Origin of the sequence: Microcystis wesenbergii FACHB-1317 (assembly GCF_014696875.1) — a bacterium.
Classification (GTDB): Bacteria; Cyanobacteriota; Cyanobacteriia; order Cyanobacteriales; family Microcystaceae; genus Microcystis; species Microcystis wesenbergii_A.
Map to the genome: position 1 here is coordinate 36,694 of NZ_JACJQV010000097.1, position 17,813 is coordinate 54,506.

Annotated in this window: 27 protein-coding genes and 1 pseudogene; 17 read left to right on the top strand and 11 right to left on the bottom strand. The window is 43.8% G+C overall.

Annotated elements, in window-relative coordinates; genetic code table 11:
• Positions 1 to 56: 56 nt before the first annotated feature.
• From H6F92_RS06440 to H6F92_RS06460, 5 genes are all read right to left on the bottom strand, one after another.
• Positions 57 to 197 (bottom strand): hypothetical protein, encoded by a 141-nt coding sequence (locus tag H6F92_RS06440; RefSeq protein WP_190357200.1) that lies wholly within the window; start codon positions 195 to 197, stop codon positions 57 to 59.
• Complete coding sequence (locus tag H6F92_RS06445) at positions 190 to 429, bottom strand: DUF4327 family protein (RefSeq protein ID WP_190357202.1); 240 nt, start codon at positions 427 to 429, stop codon at positions 190 to 192. Before H6F92_RS06445 ends, H6F92_RS06440 begins: the two co-directional genes overlap by 8 nt.
• Before the next feature lie 685 nt (positions 430 to 1,114).
• Complete coding sequence (locus tag H6F92_RS06450; RefSeq protein WP_190357203.1) at positions 1,115 to 1,603, bottom strand: diacylglycerol kinase; 489 nt, start codon at positions 1,601 to 1,603, stop codon at positions 1,115 to 1,117.
• A 28-nt stretch (positions 1,604 to 1,631) separates the two neighbouring features.
• Positions 1,632 to 2,144: an rRNA maturation RNase YbeY gene (ybeY, locus tag H6F92_RS06455; RefSeq protein WP_190357204.1), complete on the bottom strand. Its 513-nt coding sequence runs from the start codon at positions 2,142 to 2,144 to the stop codon at positions 1,632 to 1,634.
• Between the two features lie 11 nt (positions 2,145 to 2,155).
• Positions 2,156 to 2,341: a DUF3285 domain-containing protein gene (locus tag H6F92_RS06460; RefSeq protein WP_190357206.1), complete on the bottom strand. Its 186-nt coding sequence runs from the start codon at positions 2,339 to 2,341 to the stop codon at positions 2,156 to 2,158.
• A 153-nt stretch (positions 2,342 to 2,494) separates the two neighbouring features.
• On the opposite strand from H6F92_RS06460, the gene H6F92_RS06465 reads away from it, so the two are divergent.
• From H6F92_RS06465 to H6F92_RS06520, 12 genes are all read left to right on the top strand, one after another.
• Entirely contained in the window at positions 2,495 to 3,946 is a 1,452-nt protein-coding gene (locus H6F92_RS06465) for a RecQ family ATP-dependent DNA helicase (RefSeq protein WP_190357207.1), read from the top strand.
• A gap of 1,475 nt (positions 3,947 to 5,421) precedes the next feature.
• Entirely contained in the window at positions 5,422 to 5,703 is a 282-nt protein-coding gene (locus H6F92_RS25425; RefSeq protein ID WP_199308146.1) for a hypothetical protein, read from the top strand.
• Between the two features lie 565 nt (positions 5,704 to 6,268).
• Positions 6,269 to 6,544 (top strand): hypothetical protein, encoded by a 276-nt coding sequence (locus H6F92_RS06475; protein WP_045362926.1) that lies wholly within the window; start codon positions 6,269 to 6,271, stop codon positions 6,542 to 6,544.
• A gap of 11 nt (positions 6,545 to 6,555) precedes the next feature.
• Positions 6,556 to 6,906, top strand: coding sequence for a clan AA aspartic protease (locus H6F92_RS06480; RefSeq protein WP_223210736.1), 351 nt, complete (start codon positions 6,556 to 6,558; stop codon positions 6,904 to 6,906).
• 249 nt (positions 6,907 to 7,155) lie between these two features.
• Positions 7,156 to 7,431 carry a hypothetical protein gene (locus H6F92_RS06485; protein WP_002752924.1) on the top strand — a complete coding sequence of 92 codons (276 nt, stop codon included), beginning with the start codon at positions 7,156 to 7,158 and terminating at the stop codon, positions 7,429 to 7,431.
• Positions 7,428 to 7,796: a clan AA aspartic protease gene (locus H6F92_RS06490; protein ID WP_190357208.1), complete on the top strand. Its 369-nt coding sequence runs from the start codon at positions 7,428 to 7,430 to the stop codon at positions 7,794 to 7,796. Before H6F92_RS06485 ends, H6F92_RS06490 begins: the two co-directional genes overlap by 4 nt.
• Before the next feature lie 190 nt (positions 7,797 to 7,986).
• Complete coding sequence (locus H6F92_RS25780) at positions 7,987 to 8,121, top strand: hypothetical protein (RefSeq protein WP_242030031.1); 135 nt, start codon at positions 7,987 to 7,989, stop codon at positions 8,119 to 8,121.
• Positions 8,122 to 8,179: 58 nt separating this feature from the next.
• Positions 8,180 to 8,416, top strand: coding sequence for a DUF4160 domain-containing protein (locus H6F92_RS06500; RefSeq protein ID WP_190357209.1), 237 nt, complete (start codon positions 8,180 to 8,182; stop codon positions 8,414 to 8,416).
• The gene (locus H6F92_RS06505) at positions 8,397 to 8,705 is read left to right on the top strand and encodes a DUF2442 domain-containing protein (protein ID WP_190357210.1); all 309 of its coding nucleotides are present in this window, start codon (positions 8,397 to 8,399) and stop codon (positions 8,703 to 8,705) included. Before H6F92_RS06500 ends, H6F92_RS06505 begins: the two co-directional genes overlap by 20 nt.
• Before the next feature lie 895 nt (positions 8,706 to 9,600).
• A complete protein-coding gene (locus H6F92_RS06510) occupies positions 9,601 to 10,014 on the top strand; it encodes a hypothetical protein (protein ID WP_190357212.1) in 414 nt (137 codons plus the stop codon).
• Positions 10,015 to 10,285: 271 nt separating this feature from the next.
• Positions 10,286 to 10,516: a DUF433 domain-containing protein gene (locus H6F92_RS06515; protein ID WP_002779924.1), complete on the top strand. Its 231-nt coding sequence runs from the start codon at positions 10,286 to 10,288 to the stop codon at positions 10,514 to 10,516.
• A 3-nt stretch (positions 10,517 to 10,519) separates the two neighbouring features.
• Positions 10,520 to 10,843, top strand: coding sequence for a DUF5615 family PIN-like protein (locus tag H6F92_RS06520; protein WP_190357213.1), 324 nt, complete (start codon positions 10,520 to 10,522; stop codon positions 10,841 to 10,843).
• Here H6F92_RS06520 and H6F92_RS06525 read toward each other — a convergent pair.
• Positions 10,820 to 11,884: pseudogene (locus H6F92_RS06525) on the bottom strand (IS4 family transposase). The gene H6F92_RS06520 and the pseudogene H6F92_RS06525 sit on opposite strands and share 24 nt — an antisense overlap.
• A gap of 210 nt (positions 11,885 to 12,094) precedes the next feature.
• Between H6F92_RS06525 and H6F92_RS06530 the strand changes: the two are divergent.
• The 3 genes from H6F92_RS06530 to H6F92_RS06540 all read left to right on the top strand — a co-directional run bounded on the left by H6F92_RS06530 (position 12,095) and on the right by H6F92_RS06540 (position 13,159).
• Positions 12,095 to 12,241, top strand: a complete 147-nt coding sequence (locus H6F92_RS06530; RefSeq protein WP_002738886.1) for a PEP-CTERM sorting domain-containing protein — start codon at positions 12,095 to 12,097, stop codon at positions 12,239 to 12,241.
• 190 nt (positions 12,242 to 12,431) lie between these two features.
• Entirely contained in the window at positions 12,432 to 12,677 is a 246-nt protein-coding gene (locus H6F92_RS06535; protein WP_002770883.1) for a UPF0175 family protein, read from the top strand.
• Positions 12,674 to 13,159 carry a PIN domain-containing protein gene (locus H6F92_RS06540; protein ID WP_190357214.1) on the top strand — a complete coding sequence of 162 codons (486 nt, stop codon included), beginning with the start codon at positions 12,674 to 12,676 and terminating at the stop codon, positions 13,157 to 13,159. Before H6F92_RS06535 ends, H6F92_RS06540 begins: the two co-directional genes overlap by 4 nt.
• Before the next feature lie 25 nt (positions 13,160 to 13,184).
• Here the strand turns inward: H6F92_RS06540 and H6F92_RS06545 are convergent, their stop codons facing one another.
• The 3 genes from H6F92_RS06545 to H6F92_RS06555 all read right to left on the bottom strand — a co-directional run bounded on the left by H6F92_RS06545 (position 13,185) and on the right by H6F92_RS06555 (position 14,226).
• Positions 13,185 to 13,433 carry a hypothetical protein gene (locus H6F92_RS06545; RefSeq protein ID WP_242030029.1) on the bottom strand — a complete coding sequence of 83 codons (249 nt, stop codon included), beginning with the start codon at positions 13,431 to 13,433 and terminating at the stop codon, positions 13,185 to 13,187.
• Between the two features lie 152 nt (positions 13,434 to 13,585).
• Positions 13,586 to 13,984, bottom strand: coding sequence for a type II toxin-antitoxin system VapC family toxin (locus tag H6F92_RS06550; protein ID WP_190357215.1), 399 nt, complete (start codon positions 13,982 to 13,984; stop codon positions 13,586 to 13,588).
• On the bottom strand, positions 13,981 to 14,226 hold the full coding sequence (locus tag H6F92_RS06555) for a type II toxin-antitoxin system Phd/YefM family antitoxin (RefSeq protein WP_016514827.1): 246 nt from the start codon (positions 14,224 to 14,226) through the stop codon (positions 13,981 to 13,983). Before H6F92_RS06555 ends, H6F92_RS06550 begins: the two co-directional genes overlap by 4 nt.
• A 351-nt stretch (positions 14,227 to 14,577) precedes the next feature.
• On the opposite strand from H6F92_RS06555, the gene H6F92_RS06560 reads away from it, so the two are divergent.
• Positions 14,578 to 15,057, top strand: a complete 480-nt coding sequence (locus H6F92_RS06560; RefSeq protein WP_002738680.1) for a type II toxin-antitoxin system VapC family toxin — start codon at positions 14,578 to 14,580, stop codon at positions 15,055 to 15,057.
• 127 nt (positions 15,058 to 15,184) lie between these two features.
• Here the strand turns inward: H6F92_RS06560 and bioF are convergent, their stop codons facing one another.
• Positions 15,185 to 16,342 (bottom strand): 8-amino-7-oxononanoate synthase, encoded by a 1,158-nt coding sequence (gene bioF / locus H6F92_RS06565; RefSeq protein ID WP_190357216.1) that lies wholly within the window; start codon positions 16,340 to 16,342, stop codon positions 15,185 to 15,187.
• Between the two features lie 67 nt (positions 16,343 to 16,409).
• The gene (locus H6F92_RS06570; RefSeq protein ID WP_002763426.1) at positions 16,410 to 16,769 is read right to left on the bottom strand and encodes a DUF6464 family protein; all 360 of its coding nucleotides are present in this window, start codon (positions 16,767 to 16,769) and stop codon (positions 16,410 to 16,412) included.
• A gap of 414 nt (positions 16,770 to 17,183) precedes the next feature.
• On the opposite strand from H6F92_RS06570, the gene H6F92_RS06575 reads away from it, so the two are divergent.
• Complete coding sequence (locus H6F92_RS06575) at positions 17,184 to 17,732, top strand: RDD family protein (protein ID WP_190357217.1); 549 nt, start codon at positions 17,184 to 17,186, stop codon at positions 17,730 to 17,732.
• Positions 17,733 to 17,813: the final 81 nt, after the last annotated feature.

A 17,813-nucleotide genomic window follows, 5' to 3' on the forward strand; every position in this document is an offset into this window, starting at 1 on the left:
GGTAACTTTTAAACTAACTTGGCTAAATCTTACAAAAACTTCTTTTTTCTCAACAATTATCCCCCTCCTGTCCCCATGGTTTCAGCCCCAGAATTAACCGGGGCTGAATTATAATAGTTTAAGAAAGTGGACAAGGCTGCTAAATTTCTGATCAGTCCGATTTTTCCCCGGATCGGCAAACGGGAGAATTTAATCATTATCCCAAGATTCCGAGGCGATTAAGTCACCAATTTGATCTCTAAGAAGGTAGTCACATCGTTCTAGTTCACATTCAACACAAACCCACTCCCGGGGGGGAATGAACTGACAGAGGGTGTAGATCGGTTGGTGTCTGCTCACTACCCCCCGTTCTACCATCTGACGGACTTCGTCCTTAATCATCCTGATAGAATAAGCGGTGGGAGCGGTGGAGAAAGTTATGGCACTCATGGGAGATTTCCTGCAAGATCTACAAAAGAAGTCTTATCACTAACTATATTCTAACCTATATGGAAACAAAAGAGATTTTTTGCTGTATCGACGATTACAATTTTTTATATATAGCGAAACCCTCTCCCCTCGCCAGTTTAGGCTTAGGTTAAGAAAAGTTAAATTTATCGGCTAAAAGCTGTCGAGTCCCCTTATACCGAATCAGTGATCAGTGATCAGTTATCAGTTATCAGTGATCAGTTAAGCTGTTGACTATCTAGAGTTTGCTGAATAAATGTGAAATGTAGGCAAGGTAAGGGTTTTGGGGCTTTTCTTGCGAAACAGGTGCAAAATTTTGAGAGAATCGTGGTTCAAAACCTTGCATCTTCATCGGCCCGTGTCCTGTAGGGGCGAAGCATTCGGGCAATAACCTATCGCTGAAACCGGAGATTTTCTATCCGAATGCTTCGCCCGTACTTTTTGCCGCAAACCCTATCTAATATTACTGGTTAAGACTGCACCGCAGTGCCGGAGTTGGCAGCAGGGAGAGGAAGTCAGAGCATTTGTACTTAATTTTCCCCTACGCATTTTAAAATCAGTACAGCTTATCAGTGATCAGATTTGAGTTTTCAGTTCACTGTTCACTGTTTACTGTTTACTGGACGGCTACGCCGTGCCTTTGGCAACACTGAAAAAAGCTTCCCACTTAAACTAATAAATGGGGAATAAAAATAAAAGCCGCTACGAGTAAAGCGGCGATCGAGGCGATTAAAACGGCACCAGCGGCACAATCTTTCGCTATTTTGGCTAAATCATGGTAGGATTGCCCCACCGTCAGATCTACCACTGATTCTAGGGCGGTGTTGATTAATTCTAAGACCATCACCAAAGCGCAGGTAAGGGTGACAATCGCCATTTCCATGGCATCAACCCGCAAAAATAAGCCCCAACTAATCGCTACTAGGGTAATCAGGGTGTGAATGCGAAAATTTCTTTGACTGACAAAAGCATAACGGACTCCTGCCCAAGCGTAGCGAAAACTGACTAACAGATTCGAGGCGACTTGCCAAGCGTATTCTCTTTGAGTCGAATTGTTGCCCTCACTCACCTGTCCCGATCGAGGGATAAAATTATTGTTGAGATAGGGATTAGATAGGCTGGTAGATTGGTTGGCTTTATGATAGTTTGTCTTCATATTCCTCAATAATGCTTGACAAAAATAACTAACTATGTATCGGCATTTCGACGGTTTTTAACAAAGTTTCCTGTAAAGATAGCATTTCTAACAGACTTGTTTCATCGGGATGATCCCAACCCAAAAGATGTAAACAAGCGTGGGCAGTTAACCAGGCCAATTCTCGCACCAAAGAATGATTTTGTGTTAAAGCCTGTTGTTGTGCTGTCTCCACAGAGATGATAATATCCCCCAAATATAAAGGTTCTGTCTCTAAAATGCGCTCATCGACTGGGAAATCCACTTCGAGAGTGGCAAAAGCGAGAACATCCGTCGGTTGATCTTTGTGGCGATATTGGCAATTATAGGTCTGAATTTCTCGATCGTCTGTTAAACGCAAACTTAGTTCATAACCGGCGGCAACGGGGAGATAATCCGATAGATAGCCTAACCATGTCTCCAACCAATAGTGCCAAGTTTCCCCATCCACAGGACTATTTCCGGGATCAAAATAATTATCCTGTAGGCATAAATCCACCCCTAGGGGCAAAGTCTCACTCACCAGATTTCATCCTAGGGACGCGTCAGATAGGAAATACCGACAAAAAAGCCTAATAGGGCTGCTGTAGTCAAAAAAAAGTGTTTTAACGAGACGCCTTTTTTCTTGACCATATTCCGCATCGCCAGCTTAACGTAACTGGGTTGCGCTTCGGTGGCGGTTTCTACTGCGGGGTCGGTGGCACTAACAGGTTCAGTCATCAGTAATTCCCCAGACAAGGATTGATCGCTATAAGTGTAACAGATTATTAAAAAAGTGCAAAAAAAATTAAAGTTTGAATTGTTACCCTTCCGGGATAGTCAAAACCGCTCAACTCCCCCACACCCCACACCCCACACCCCAGCAGTTAACCCATGTCTTCCCACGATACCGAAAGCATCCAGACTATTTTTCAGAAAATTTGGGGCTATGATAGCTTTCGCTTTCCCCAACAGGAGATTATCGAGACAATTTTAGCGGCAAAAGATGCCCTGATTGTCATGCCCACGGGATTCGGTAAATCTATCTGTTTTCAATTGCCCGCTTTATTAAAAACCGGCTTAACCCTAGTGATTTCCCCCTTAGTTGCCCTGATGGAAAATCAGGTGGAGGAATTATTAGCCAAAAAATTACCCGTTGCCCTGATTCATAATGAAATCCCCCGACAACAGAGAAAGAAAACCTTAACCGCGATCGCAGATCAAACCCTGCGACTTCTCTATCTTTCCCCAGAAACCCTCTTAAGTCCGCCCCTCTGGTCAAAATTAACCCTTCCCCACGTTAAAATTAACGCTCTCATCCTCGACGAGGCCCATTGTTTAACCCAGTGGGGCGATAATTTTCGTCCTGCCTACCGTCGTCTCGGTGCTGTCCGTCCCGCTCTGCTGCAATCAAAACCGACCGGCAGCCAAATAGCGATCGCTGCTTTTACCGCCACCGCTAACCCTGCCACCCGTGGGACTCTCACCCGCATCTTACAACTAGAAAAACCGCAGCTTTTCTTAATAAATCCTTACCGTCAAAACCTTGACTTAAGCACCAAAATATGTATTAGCCCCGGTTGTCGTCGTCATCAACTATTAAACTTCCTCACCAGTCAACCTCGACAATCCGGCCTGATCTATACTCGTTCCCGTCGCCATAGTGAAAATTTAGCGACATGGTTGCAATCTCTCCATTATCGCACCAGTGCCTACCATGCCGGTTTATCGCCCTTTCAGCGTCGGGACATAGAACAAAATTGGCTGCGGGGGGATTTAACTTTTGTTGTCTGTACCTCAGCTTTTGGCATGGGTATCAATAAACCCGATGTGCGTTGGGTTGTCCACTACCAACCCCCAGCTTTACTATCGGAATACCTACAGGAAATCGGCCGCGGTGGTCGCGATGGCGGTAAAATGCAGGCTCTCACCTTAATTAGTGAACCGACGGGATGGTTAGATAATAGCGATAAAAACCAGCAAAAATTTTTTAACTCCCAACAGGAACGCCAATACCGACAAGCTTGGCAAATTTTAGCCCAAATTCCCCTAGAGGGCAAAGTAGAGGCGATTAGTGCCGAATTTCCCGATGGTGCGCTCATTCTCTCCCTTTTACACAGTCTCGATCGCCTAGAATGGCTCGATCCTTTTCATTATCGGCTTATTTATCGCCATAATTCAGCCAAGATGACTTTTAAACCCAAAAATGAGATATTTCCCTACCTCTATACCCGTCGCTGTCGTTGGCACTTTCTCTTAAATGCCTTTGGTTTTCAGGAAAATGCCGATAATTTTCGCTGTGGTCATTGCGATAATTGTCGTCGCAATCGACCTCTGGTAAGCTAGGGAGCGCCAGAGCAGGGAGAACAGAGCGTTTGTACTAAATTTTCTATGTCTTTTTTCTCCTCCTGTCTCGGATTCTCCTCACTTAAGGTCAGATTTTTGATTTTTGCAGAAGATCTATAGCGGGTTTCCCAGAAGTTAGTCCCGATTGAATCTATCAAGGGATTTACCATACCTTACCCGAAATAATAGTGAAATTCTGTGACAAAGTGCAGCCAGATATAAGAATCTTTGCTAGATTTCTAGAAAGCTTCTGTGATAAGTCTCCTTAAAAAGAGATTGTTTGCAGTAAGCTAATCTGGCTAACACGCTTTTGGGCGTAATATAGGGAAAAGTTCGGGCGATTGCGCCTAAATGGAGCGATATACCGGAAGTTGACCCATATCGTTACCCCAGAGAGTTTTATACAGAAAGTTGACCTATAATATGTGGTTAGGCGGCATGAAAGCACTATCACTCGTCCTACTCCTATCTCTTGCCACTCCCCTTACGTTAGCGTGTGAGGGCACTGTGCTTGAGAGCGAAATTTCGCTAGGTGGGATCGCGATCGGGGATTCGCCAAGCGAGGTCACAAATAAACTTGGCTTACCGTTACGCAAGGTAGAAGAATTAGGGTATCTGAGTCCCCACTATTACTATCCTCAAGTGCAAGTCTGGTTTAGTGAAAATGTGGTCGCCCAGCTGTATAGCGACAATCCAGCAGGGTGCACCCCAATGCAGCTATGCCCGGGGGATCCGTTGGATAAGATGCGTTCTCTTTACGGGCTGCCTGCCATTGCTGACAGGGAGACGGGGCGCTTCTACGAATACGGGGCGGCCGACTCTACTTGCTGGCTTCAGATCCGCCCCAAGGGCAAAAGGGTCTCATCAATCGCAGTGGTGTGTATACCGTGACGCTGAGGTTTATTTATTATGGGCTGGAGAAATAAGTACCTAAGCAAAATTAATTACACATTTCGATAAAGCTTTTGCCTCTTGCCTATTGCCTCTTGCCTGTCTTCACTAGGAAATTTATTTTGCATGACTACTTAGACGAAATTGATAATAAAGCAAGGATAAGGAAAGGTAATCTTTCAGAAAGATTAGATCATGTAAAAATAAAGCTCATGTCTGAGACCTAAGTAAAGGACAAAAAGCTTGAAAAGTAGTGCGATCGCCGATCTGGTAGGGTGCGTCCCACGCGCTGGGGACCTTAATTGAATGGAAACATCAACTAATTCCCCCTTATTTTTAGACTGAGGTGATTTGAGTTCCCACTCGCTGGGGACCTTAATTGAATGGAAACTATATTTAATTCATTGTGAGGTTCTAAAATTATGCAACTAATCAAATACACTACAGCGATCGCAATTTCTTGTCTACCTATATTCACAACACCTGTATTAGCTCAAAATAAACAAGAAAAGTGGGTAGATTTTGGTCAAACTAATAACGGTGAAATCATAAAATTAAATGAGCGTAGTGTCAAATTTGAAATTATGTTAGCTGACGATACTCTCAATAATGAAGATGGATTTTATAGCGAGAATGATACATACCCAAAGGTAAAAGTTGTTATCTTTGAATACAGTATTGGTGGCAGAACAAGAAATGCTTATACCAAGTCCTGTAATCATGGTAAATTAAGTGCTAATCCTAGCTGGAAAACCTACACTACTTTTATAGATTATTGGCCTCAATATTTTCTAGTTCCCGCTGATAGTATTGCTAGTCAGAATATGTTGCGACGAGTTTGTACTTTAAGTCTATCTAATCAGTAATCCTTTTTGATTATTTGAAGAAATGTAAAGTTCCCACTCGCTGGGGACTTTAATTGAATGGAAACCATCTGTTTATTGGGTAATTGTTGATTAATGGCTTTGTTCCCACTCGCTGGGGACCTTAATTGAATGGAAACATTTGAAGCTATCTTTATCTTCAATCATACTACCCATAGGAGTTCCCACTCGCTGGGGACCTTAATTGAATGGAAACCACTTAGAATCCCACCGACGTTTAGATTCGATCCACCGTTCCACTCGCTGGGGACCTTAATTGCATGGAAACACATATCCCTTTAGAATTAATAAAGATAATTGTTTTAGTGGGACTTAGACAAAAAACAAATCGAGAAAAGCCTCAACCCCAATCCCTGCTTGGGATTTACTTCGAGAAGCCCAAAATCGCTGAAACCCAGATAGATCAAGGAAAATCATAAATCGAGGTTAACCCTTTGTCCCGTAATGGTTTGAGCCTTTTTTGCTGCCCGAAAATGCCTAAGTCCCATTAGTCCCCACTCGCTGGGGATATTAATTAAATAGAAAAGCCGTAATCGGGAGTTAGTATATGCAAGCAATCCTTTTAAGCCGTGAAGAAGTTGCTCAACGTGCGGAGAAACTGTACGAAAGCAGAATCCGCCAAGAGGTGGAAGTTGAAGAAAACATTGGCAAGATGGTCATCATTGACATTGAAACAGGTGACTACAAAGTTGATGAAAATGGCTTACACGCTGCTGACTTATTGAGCGAGAAACACCCCCATGCTCGGCTCTTTGGGATCAAAATTGGCTACAACGTTGCTGCCGCTTTTGGTGGGGGTATCAGGTCGCGTGTAGTTAAGTGATTTCAGGTATTGTGGCTAATGGACACCCGCTCATCACTATCCCATTTCGGATTCCAAATCGCGCTGACTTTCCGATTGAGTTTGTAGTAGATACAGGATTTACAGATGAGCTTTGTTTACCACCCGAAGCAGTAGCATTACTGAATCTTCCTTTCAGGTACGATATGCGTGCGAATTTAGCAGACAACAGCCAAGTAATGCTGCCTCTTCACAAAGCAATTATTATCTGGAATGGTGAGGAGCGAGAAACTCGTGTATTTGCCACAGGGCGGCGACCCCTGGTTGGAACTGCTTTATTAGATAGCCATGAACTTGTGATTCAGTTTACGGAAGGTGGGTTGGTAACGATTGATGATTTGTAGTGCGATGCCGAAGGCACTGCGTAGCAGCACGCCGATCTTGTAGGGTGCGTTCCCTAATGTGACTCCTACTGCTCCAGCGATCGATTTTTGGGGAACGCACCATGCACATTGATTGAAGCGCCGATTCAAATTTGAAGTGCACCACTGGGGGGCTTCCGATGAGGCGGCTCATCAGTAGTAGAGCGGGAGCACTTCGTTAGAATAAATCAAAGTATAATTAAGGCAAAATACTGAGTTGAGGTCAACCAGATGGCAGTTCGTCAACGGCGTTATCCCAAAGATGAGTTAGCCGAGCGAGGGCAAAAACTCTACGAATCTGGCATTCGGCAGCAAGTCGAAGCCGGTAATGAAGGTAAGATTGTAGCGATCGACATTGAAACTGGAGAGTTTGAAGTCGATGAAAACGTTGTGCCTGCAACTAATCGGCTCTTTGAACGTCACCCCGATGCCCAACCTTGGATCATTCGTATCGGACATCGCGCTGTTTATCATTTCGGGGCACGGAGTTTGAAGAAAAATCCATGATGGAAGGTGTTGTCAATTGGCGGCGTGAAGCCACGCTAACGATTGTAGTCGGAAACTCAAATCGGCAACTGCAAGCGGTTGACGCGGTGATTGATACCGGGTTCAATGGATTTTTATCTTTGCCCTCTACAATCATCGCTACATTAAATTTACCTTGGAGTGGTTCTGATTTTGTCACGCTGGGTGATGGCAGTGAAACTTATTTTGATCTGTACACTGGGACTGTGATATGGGATGGGCAGTACCAAGAGATTGATATTGCAGAATCAGAAACAGAGCCTCTACTAGGAATGGCGCTGCTTTACAGATATCGGTTGCAGGTCGATAACATTGAGGGCGGTAAGGTCAAGATTGAAGCCTTATGAGCCAGTGCTAGAAGAGATTCGGTGAGGCGCGGTCTAACAACGCAGCCGTAGGGTGCGTTCCCTAATGTGGCTCCTACTGCTCCACCGATCGATTTTTGGGGAACGCACCATGCACATTTATTGAAGCTGTGGGTTAAAGTGCGATGCTGCTCCTCCCGCCACCACCCCGGAACCATCTGCTCTCGTTGGTCTGGGGGCTGTCGTCGCTCTGGGAGTTGGCTTCAAGCGCCGCCACACCCAGGCAGACAAAAACTCAGCTTTAATTGAAGGTATTACAACAGGATATCTGCAAGGGTCTCTTTTTTTGTGGGTAATTGTGAATTAGAGAAATTGACATATAATAAGAGCATAGAGCTAAATATACCTTTAAAATAGCTTTTCTCATGCCTACCTTCCTTCAAGTTGGGCCTTACAGTTTTATCTTTTTTAGTTCAGATCAACAAGAGCCAGCCCCTATCCATGTCAAACGCAATCGCAAACTCGCTAAATATTGGCTTGATCCCATTACCTTAGAGAAAAACCGAGGATTCAAAGAACATGAATTAAACCAGATTGCTAAACTAATAACAGAACATCAACCCGCAATCCTAACCCCATGGCATGATTACTTTGACCCTTGAAACCGAGCCAATTGCCCATCAAGTGACCCTAACCGACGATAAATTAATAATCGACCTAGCCGACGGTCGCAGCATCACCGTTCCGCTAACATGGTACCCTCGTTTACTGCACGCCTCCCCCGCCGAGCGTCAAAATTGGCAACTCTTAGCGGATGGATGTGCTATCGAATGGCTCGCTCTAGATGAGCATATTGGTATCGAAGGACTATTAGCTGGTCGGCGCAGTAGCGAGAGTTCACGCTCCCTGAATCGATGGTTAACAACTCGCAGACAAACTGTAACCGAGTAAATGGGGACAATGTTTCTGTTGTGCCACCCCAACTCCTCCATTCTTGCCCTGTAATTTATATCAAAATTTACTTAAACCTTGACAATGAGGCAGAGGCTTAACAACGAGCGATCGCGCTTTTCTTGACGCTCTGCGATCAACCCTGCCAGATGGCAAATCTCACGCTTTTTTTGAAAAACACCAGTACGATCGCCGATCTTGTAGGGTACGTTCCCTCATGTGGCTCCTACTGCTCCAGCGATCGATTTTTGGGGAACGCACCATGCACATTGATTGCAGCTGTGATACCAAATCCTGTTATAATAAAACGAGTAAAGACGAGGTTTTAGACCCGATTTTTTGATACCATTTAGTGAATAATCGACCTCTGGTAAGCTAGGGAGCGCCAGAGCAGGGAGAGCAGAGCTTTTGTACTAAATTTTCCTGTCTTTTTTCTCCTCCTGTCTCGGATTCTCCTCAGCTAAGGTCAGATTTTTGATTTTTGCAGGAGATCTATAGCGGTTTTCACAGAAGTTAGTCCCGATTGAATCTATCAAGGGATTTACCATACCTTACCCGAAATAATAGTGAAATTTTGCAACAAAGTGCAGCCAGATACAAGAATCTTTGCTAGATTCCTAGAAGGCTTCTGTGATAAGTCTCCTTAAAAGGAGGCTGTTTGCAGTAAGCTAATCTGGCTAACACGCTTTTGGGCGTGATATGGGGAAAAGTTTTGGCAATTGCGCCTAAATGGGGTGATAGTCCGAAAGTTGAACTATATCGTTACTCTGGAGAGTGTTATACAGAAAGTTGACCTATAATATGTAGTTAGCCTGTAATATATGTACCTGCAGGAATTGCGGCCATTAAAAATTACAAGGACTATAGTTTTAATTTTTGAGGTACTTTCAAAACAATGAAAATAGATGTTCTTGAAAATTTCTTACCAATATTTTTTGTTATATGGGCATTTTTTAGACCTGCAACAGAAACTGGTAAGTATTTGAATGAGATGAGAGATAAAATTCTTGATGCTAAATCGACTTATACTCTCGAAAACAAGATATTAATTTTTGAAGATTGGAAAGGTATTTTCATAGCTGATGCCCTATATTATTTCTTTATATTCTTACTCACTCTTCTTCTAAGTTGGAATTTCTTCAATAAGATTCCAAATGAGCTATTTCCTATGTCTCTTTGTTTATTTATCTCATGTATATCAATTATTCGTATTATTAGATTTTTCCAGATTGGCTGGTTTAAAGAGCGGGTTATATTAGAAAAGTATCTTAAAGAAGAAAAACGTAATTCTCTAGGACTTACGCATTGACAGGATCGACCAAATATGAGGGATCGGTTTCGAGCATTTTAACGTGATTTTTTGATGACTTTTAAGCGATCGCCAATCTTGTAGTGCGATCGCAATCGCCGTAGGGTGCGTTCCCTAATGTGGCTCCCACTGCTCCAGCGATTGATTTTTGGGGAACGCACCATGCACATTGATTGAAACTGTGATACCAAATCCTGTTATAATAAAACGAGATATAGGGTGCGTCCCACGCAGCCTTTACCTTTTTGAAAACACTTTCAATGATGTAGCTATGGACTGGGAAACTCGAATTACACTAAATCCCGATATTTTGGTGGGAAAACCTATCATTAAAGGAACAAGGATTGCGGTTGAATTTATCATCGATCTTCTCGCCCAAGGTTGGAGTATTGATGAAATTCTGCGAAACTACCCAGGTATTACAGTAGAAGATATTCAAGCTTGTCTTAGCTATGCTAGTGTAATGCTCAAATCTGAGAAAGTCTATGCTATTCCTGCTTAACTGATGCGTTTTCTAGCGAACGAAAATTTCCCCCTTGATGCGGTTGAAGCCCTAGGACAAAATGGCCATGATGTCCTGTGGATTAGGGTGGAATCCCCCGGAATCTCGGACCGGGAAGTTTTAAGTCGCGCCCAGGCAGAAAATCGTATTCTCTTGACATTTGATCAAGATTTTGGAGAACTCGCCTTTCGTTCAAGGTCGCCGGCCAGTGTTGGTATTATTTTGTTTAGAATAAGAGTACCTTCTGCATCTGTAGTCGCTGAGAAAGTTGCCAAGGTTATCTCATTGCGGGATGACTGGTATCTAAGTACAGGACAAAAATTGTAGGGAATGAAGAAAATCCCGATGATTAGGCAAAGAAGGGTTAAGAATCAGATGACGAAGATGGTCAAAACCTAAGCGAAAAAGACTCTTAGCACGACGACCGTGTTTCTTGAGGGGAATTGGATGAAGCTGATGAAGCCACAAGCCAGTCTTGAGAGACCAGACTAAGGCTAAAGTTAACAGGGCAAAAAGTTTACGCAGGCGCTCGGGGTCAGTAAAGTGGGTTGATTCCAAGCAAAAACCACGAGTCTTGAGAATCCCAAACAGAGTTTCAATCCCCCAGCGGAGAGCATAGTCGCGAACGAGTCCGACCGTATGGGGGGGAGCGATCACGACCAAGAGGTCCCCGTCATCCAAACGCAAGGCTTCAACGGAAACCTGATTACCCCAAACTCGACAATCCCCTTTGAGTTGTTGAGATTCTCCGATAGCCAGATGAGCGAAAACAACTTTGGCAGCCAAGGTTTTTCCGCCCCGCTTAATCTTGTCAGTAGCCCGAATCCGGATGCGGAAAGGCAGGTCAGGTTCTAAAAGAAGGTAACGTAACCAAGCTTGACCGACAAACTCCCGGTCGGCACACAGACAACGAATCTCAGCGGCGGGAAAAATTTTTAGCATCTCCTCAAGGAAACGCATACGCTCATCACTGTTGGAGTTTCCTTTTTTCGGGAGCATCCACCACAGTAAGGGAATGGCCACCCCCTCGTGGACTATGCCTACAGTCAAGATGTTGTAGCAATGCGGGACCTACTCCCAAGTTGTCCGGTCAAGACTCAATACCCAAGGTTGGGGGATATTCACCCAACCGACGACAATTTTGGCGATCTCAAGGTAATCAAGCTCGAAATTTCGGAAAAAGCGTTGTAATCTTTTGTAGTTAGACTCTTTGAGGGCTTTACCTCCAAATCCTACCGCTAACTCGCTCAGATTGACGGTTTTGACTTTGAGCAAGGCGAGTAAAAACAGTGCGAGAAAGGAAATTCTGGCACCATGCCATCCTAGATGGGGTTGAAGGGCTTGCTTTAAGGCGCTATACTGATTCATAGGGTTTTCGAGATTAGTGCTATTTCTCATAAAACCCTACTCCCGCCTACTTTTCAAGCTTTTTGTCCTGTACTTAGGACTGGTATGGACACTTTACAGTTATTGAAGAAGACAAAATTAGAATGAGAGACTTAACGGTGCGATCACCGTAGGGTGCGTTCCCTAATGTGACTCCTACTGCTCCACCGATCGATTTTGGGGGAACGCACCATGCACATTGATTGCAGCTGTGGGTTTAAATGCGATGCCGCTCCTCCCGCTCAAACCCCGGAACCCTCTGCCCTCGTCGGTCTGGGGGCTGTCGTCGGTCTGGGGGCTGGCTTCAAGCGCCGCCACACCCAAGCAGACAAAAACTAAGCGTTAGTTGAAGGGATTACAACAGGAGAGCCGCAATGGTCTCTTTTTTTGCTATTTAAAAGAGGATTATTTGATATTTGCTTCTTTTTAATGGAGATTGGAGAAATCATAAACCTTCCTCAAGGCACTAGACACAAGCGAGCTATCATAAAACCATCGCTGATTTGACAATCGCCAACCCCTAAAAATTATGAGCGTAGTTATTCCTAATGACATACTGACCGCATCAGGACTCTCCGAAGACGAGCTAAAACTAGAAATCGCCATCATGCTCTTTAAACAAGACAAAATCAGCATCGGCAAAGCCCGTCATCTTGCAGGCATGAACCTCCTCCAATTTCAACACGAACTTAATCTAAGAGAGATTTGTGTCCATTATGACCTTGAAGAATTAGAAGAAGATATCCAAACCTTACAAAAACTGGGCAGACTATGATCGTCGTGAGTGACACCTCACCCATTACCAACCTAGCCACCGTTAACCAGTTAACCCTTTTGCATCAACTCTATGGAACAATTATCATTCCTCAAGCCGTTTATGAGGAAATGGCGAGTTTAGGTTACGCCGTTCCTGGCACGATTGAAATCATGACCTTATCTTGGATAGAAACACGGCCCGTCACCCAGCAAAACCAAGTTAATCAACTACTCAATAAATTAGACCGAGGAGAATCAGAAGGGATTATTTTAGCGCTAGAATTAGGCGCAGATATATTAATTTTGGATGAAAGAAAAGGACGCAAAGTTGCACGATCTCTTGGGCTAAATATTACTGGAATATTGGGCGTTTTACTCGAAGCCAAGCAAAAGGAATTGATTATGAATATTAAACCGATTGTTGATCAGCTAATCTTAAAGGCAGAATTCCGAATTAGCGAAACACTCTACAGAAAAGTTTTGACCATTGCGGGAGAATGATTCTATTGCAATATTTCAACCCATTTTACAAAGTGCGATGCCGAAGGCACTGCGTAGCAGTACGATCGCCGATCTTGTAGGGTGCGTTCCCTAATCTGACTCCTACTGCTCCAGCGATCGATTTTTGGGGGAACGCACCATGCACATTGATTGCAGCTGTGGGTTTAAATGCGATACCGAAGGCATTGGGTAACACCCCTAGATGGGGTTGGAGGAGTTGATTTAGGGTACTATACTGGGTTATAGGGTTTTCGAGATTAGTGCTTTTTCTCATAAAGCCTTACTCCTGATCTGGATAGGGGATCTGCTAAACTAAAATTTAGGAGAGTCAAAAGCTTGCCCCAAGAAGAAAGTCAAAAATCATTTAAGCGTTACAGAGTTTGATTCACGAGCATCTAGAAGGCAGGTGAAATTCTGTGTTTATGACTAAGAACTAGCTGCCCAAAGCAAAGACACTTCATACTGATTAAATGTTGAATCCGCACTCACAAGTGTCATATCTTCTACCTGAGCTTGTGCAATCAGCATTCGGTCAAAAGGATCACGATGATGTAAAGGCAATGCAGCCGCCCGCAAAGCATGAGAAGCATTGATCTCTAACGATCTAGCTCCTAGTTGGGTCATTCGAGTAGAGACATAATTATCTATTTGCTCTGGCAGTGGTAATTTACCGATTGAAACTTTAATTCCCATCTCCCAAACACTGGCAACAGAAAACCACACTTCATTGCTTTCGTTGGCAATTTGTTCAATTACATTCTCACTTAACTTGTCTGGTTGGACAAACCACCACAGCCAGCATTGTGTATCCAGTAAAAGTCTCACTCCGCACCACCCTCAAATGCTCCCAAAATATCTTCTGGTAAAGGAGCATTAAAATCATCTGGTATGGTCAACATCCCTCGATCTTGTCCTAAACTAGACCGTCGATCTAAAGATGTCCGAAATGGAACAAGCTTAGCAATTGGGATACCTCGGTTTGAAATAACGATTACTTCTCCGAGTTCCACACGAGACAATAGCCGAGAAAGGTTTGTTTTAGCCTGATGAATGTTTACTGTTTCCATAGTCTAAAAGAACTAAGTCTATAAACTAAGTTTAATCTAGTCACGGCAATTCTGCAAGGGCAAGTTAATTTAGAGTTGTGGGTAACTGACAAGCAACACGGCATAACAACACGCTGGAGCAGCGGACAATTGAGAGATCTTAGCGGTGATGCAGAGGTTGTCTATCGCCGCTCAGCTAAGCCGTTAGCTCTCTGGAAGTGGCATAGCACATTAATTGAAACTGTGGGTTTAAATGCGATGCCGAAGGCACTGCGTAGCAGATCGCTGATCTTGTAGGTAGGAAACCCAACTCCCTCAAAACCAAGATTAAATGCAGTAGGATAGACGTGGGATAGATTTTCTCTTATTGCCGTGAGCGAAACCGTCTATATTGAAACCAGTATTTTGGGTCATCTAACCGCAAGACCAACAGAAAACCTGATTCTTGCGGCCAACATTAAGATTACACAAGACTGGTGGGATGAGTATAGTAGTTTATTAGTTCTGTATGTTTCGGAAATTGTTGAAGATGAAGCATCGAGAGAAGATTCAACAATTGCTACTCAAAGACAGAACTTGCTACAGTCCTTGATTTTTCTCGATCTAACCGAAGAAGCGATCGCTCTAGCACAAGAATTCCTGCAACAAAGCAACCTACCCCCCAAAGCGTCTAATGATGCCTTACACATGGCACTAGCAACCGTTTATGGCTTAGACTATCTACTAACATGGAATTGTAAGCAGATGGCAAACGCTCAAATCCAAAGAAAGCTATCCCAAATTAGTATGACTTGGATGCAATCTTTGCAGACCTACGCAAAAAGGAGGCAGCAAGCGGCAGAGAAGTCGTAAACTTATTGCGAAAGCCCAGTCTAACAAGTCGTTGGAGCGGCCAGGCTAGAGAGCTTGATGATGGGATCAAGGATGCTAACCGCCGCTCAACTTAGTTGTTCCCCACTTCCCACGAAAAACTTTTTCTCTATGTGGGGAAAGATTCGCCAATAGACTGGACAAGAACCTCTAGATGGGCGAGGCTATGGGTGGCCATAGCAGTAAACCGCAGACGACTGGTGGGAACGGTAGGAGGACGAATGGCGGGGGCAAAAATCCCTTTTTCTAGCAGTTTTTGCGATAATTCTAGGGCTTGACCCGGATTGGCTACCGGTAAACATAAAATCGCCGCTTCCGAAGGCAATATATTAAAATTATTTAAGTTACTCTTGACAAAATTAACATTTTGGTGTAGGCGTTGGCGACGTTCCGGCTCCAGACGAATAATCTCTAAAGCCATTCTAGCGGCGGCGGTGTCGGCGGGGGATAAACCGGTAGTATAAATCCAGGTGGCGGCGCGATTGCGGATAAAATCGATAATTTTGGCGTTTCCAGTCACATATCCCCCTAAACTGCCTAAAGCTTTACTCAGGGTCCCCATCTGAATTAATTCCCGTCCTTGACAACCACAATATTCCACGCAACCTGTGCCATTTTCCCCCATAACCCCGGTAGCGTGGGCCTCATCCACCAAAACCATGCAATTATAAATCTCGGCTAGAGCGAGAATTCCCGCTAGGGGACAGATATCCCCATCCATACTAAACACTGTATCGGTGAGCAGTAAACAATGACGATAGTGATGACGGTGGGCTAATAACTGATTTTCTAAATCTTCGAGACTATTGTGCTGGTATTCTTTCACCGTGGCACCGCTTAACTTGGCTCCATTTTTGAGGCTAGAGTGATTGTATTGATCGCCTAAAATCAGGTCTTTCTGCCCCACTAAACAGGTAATTGTCCCCAAATTGGCTAAATATCCCGAACTAAAAACGATCGCGTCTTCGCTATTTTTAAAAGATGCGATCGCTAATTCTAAGTCTCGATGAAGATCTCGGTGTCCACTTAATAGACGCGAGCCGGTGCTTCCGGTTCCATAGCGTTGTGTGGCTGCTATGGCTGCTGCGATCATTCTTTCATCGGCTGCTAATCCCAGATAATCATTACTGGCAAAATTAATCAGCGATCGACCCTCTAATTCTATAACGGCTCCGCCCCGGCCTTGAATGGTTTTAACCCTTCGATACCAATTGGCCCGATGGAGGGTTTTTAAGCTATCCTCGATCCAAGAATAAGGATGATTCATAGGCGATTGATCAATATAGCGGTTAGCTAGGGGAAAATAGCCAGATTGTTGCCGAAAAAAGGCTCTTTTAAGGGTTAATAGTTTCGTAAAAACGACAATCTTGACAGGGACCGGGGGGGTTAATCGCACAGCGCAACAGTTCAGATCTGGCGTTAAAACGACAACTAGCATCCCCCATCACCCAACGTCCTTCAATCAAACTTTTTTCGTTAGGAGTGGGAGCAGTTTGTACATAAAGGGAAATTTTGCGTAAACAATAGCCACCAATCTTGTATTGATACTGGTGGTGACGTTCCAAAACTGCGTAGGTTTGTCCTTTTAAGGCCAAATAATTACCCGGTTGTGGCATCCAATCCAATTGGATCTCTCCCAAACTTTGCCGCGGATGGGTTAGAATAACCTCCGTTGTTAATGAATCTTGCTCCATGATTATCCCTGTATTCTGGGCTACCTTTGCTCAATGGTAGCTTAGATCTCCGAGTCGATTAATAATTATATCTCCTGCAAAAATCAAAAATCTTCGGTTAGGTAAGCAGACTCCCAGACAGAAGACTCCGAGACAGGGGGAGAAAAAAGACAAGGGACAACTATCCTAGAATTGCCAATTTCCCGATTAGAGTAGAAGATAAACCGCAGGATTTTTCCGAGAATTGACTTTAAACCTCTTGCATAATTAATTTTTCAGGGTTCAAAAACTGCAAAAATAAGAATTAAATGGCATAAAGTCTGTAAATAGACCATTTAACTGATTATTATTCATTCTTAATTCTCCTGACTCCTGACTACTGGCTACTGACTCCTAACCCTAACAACAATTTTTGATTTTTACAACAGATCTTTTATGGTTTACCCGATCCCGCCTGAAGATAATCTACCGCAAAAATTTCCGAAAATTCCCTTAGATCGTCGCGCCTATGCTTTCCTGATCGACTTTGCCTCGATCTGGTTTTTAAGCTCCTTTGCTAATAGTGCGCCTGTACTGCAATTTTTCCTTTTTCTCCTGATCTGGTGGTGTTGGCGGGTGTTATTAGTAGCGCAGAATCAGGGTCAGAGTTTAGGACGTTGGGCCCTGGATATGAAGATCATCGATCTACAACTTCAGCGTTTACCCGGAATTTTGGAGTTAAGCAAACGAGAGGCGATCGCTGGTGGCGGGGCAGCTTTAATGATGGTAGGGTTAAATACTTTTTTTGGCAATCCTTTAAGCTTGATTTTATTATCTTCGCCCCTTTTCGCCGATTGTGGTATGGCGATCGGCGATGAGCAATTTAACCGCGCTTTCCACGATCGCATCGGTGGCACGATTGTTATTCCCACCCGTCGAGGTTTTTCTCTCGATCTACGTTTAAGAAGGCTTTGGTATCAAGTTAAGGGCAGAATGAGAAGATAAATATCAGTTATCAGTGATCAGTGATCAGTTATCAGTGATCAGATTTAAGTTTTAAGTGAGCAGTATTAAATAGCAGTTTCC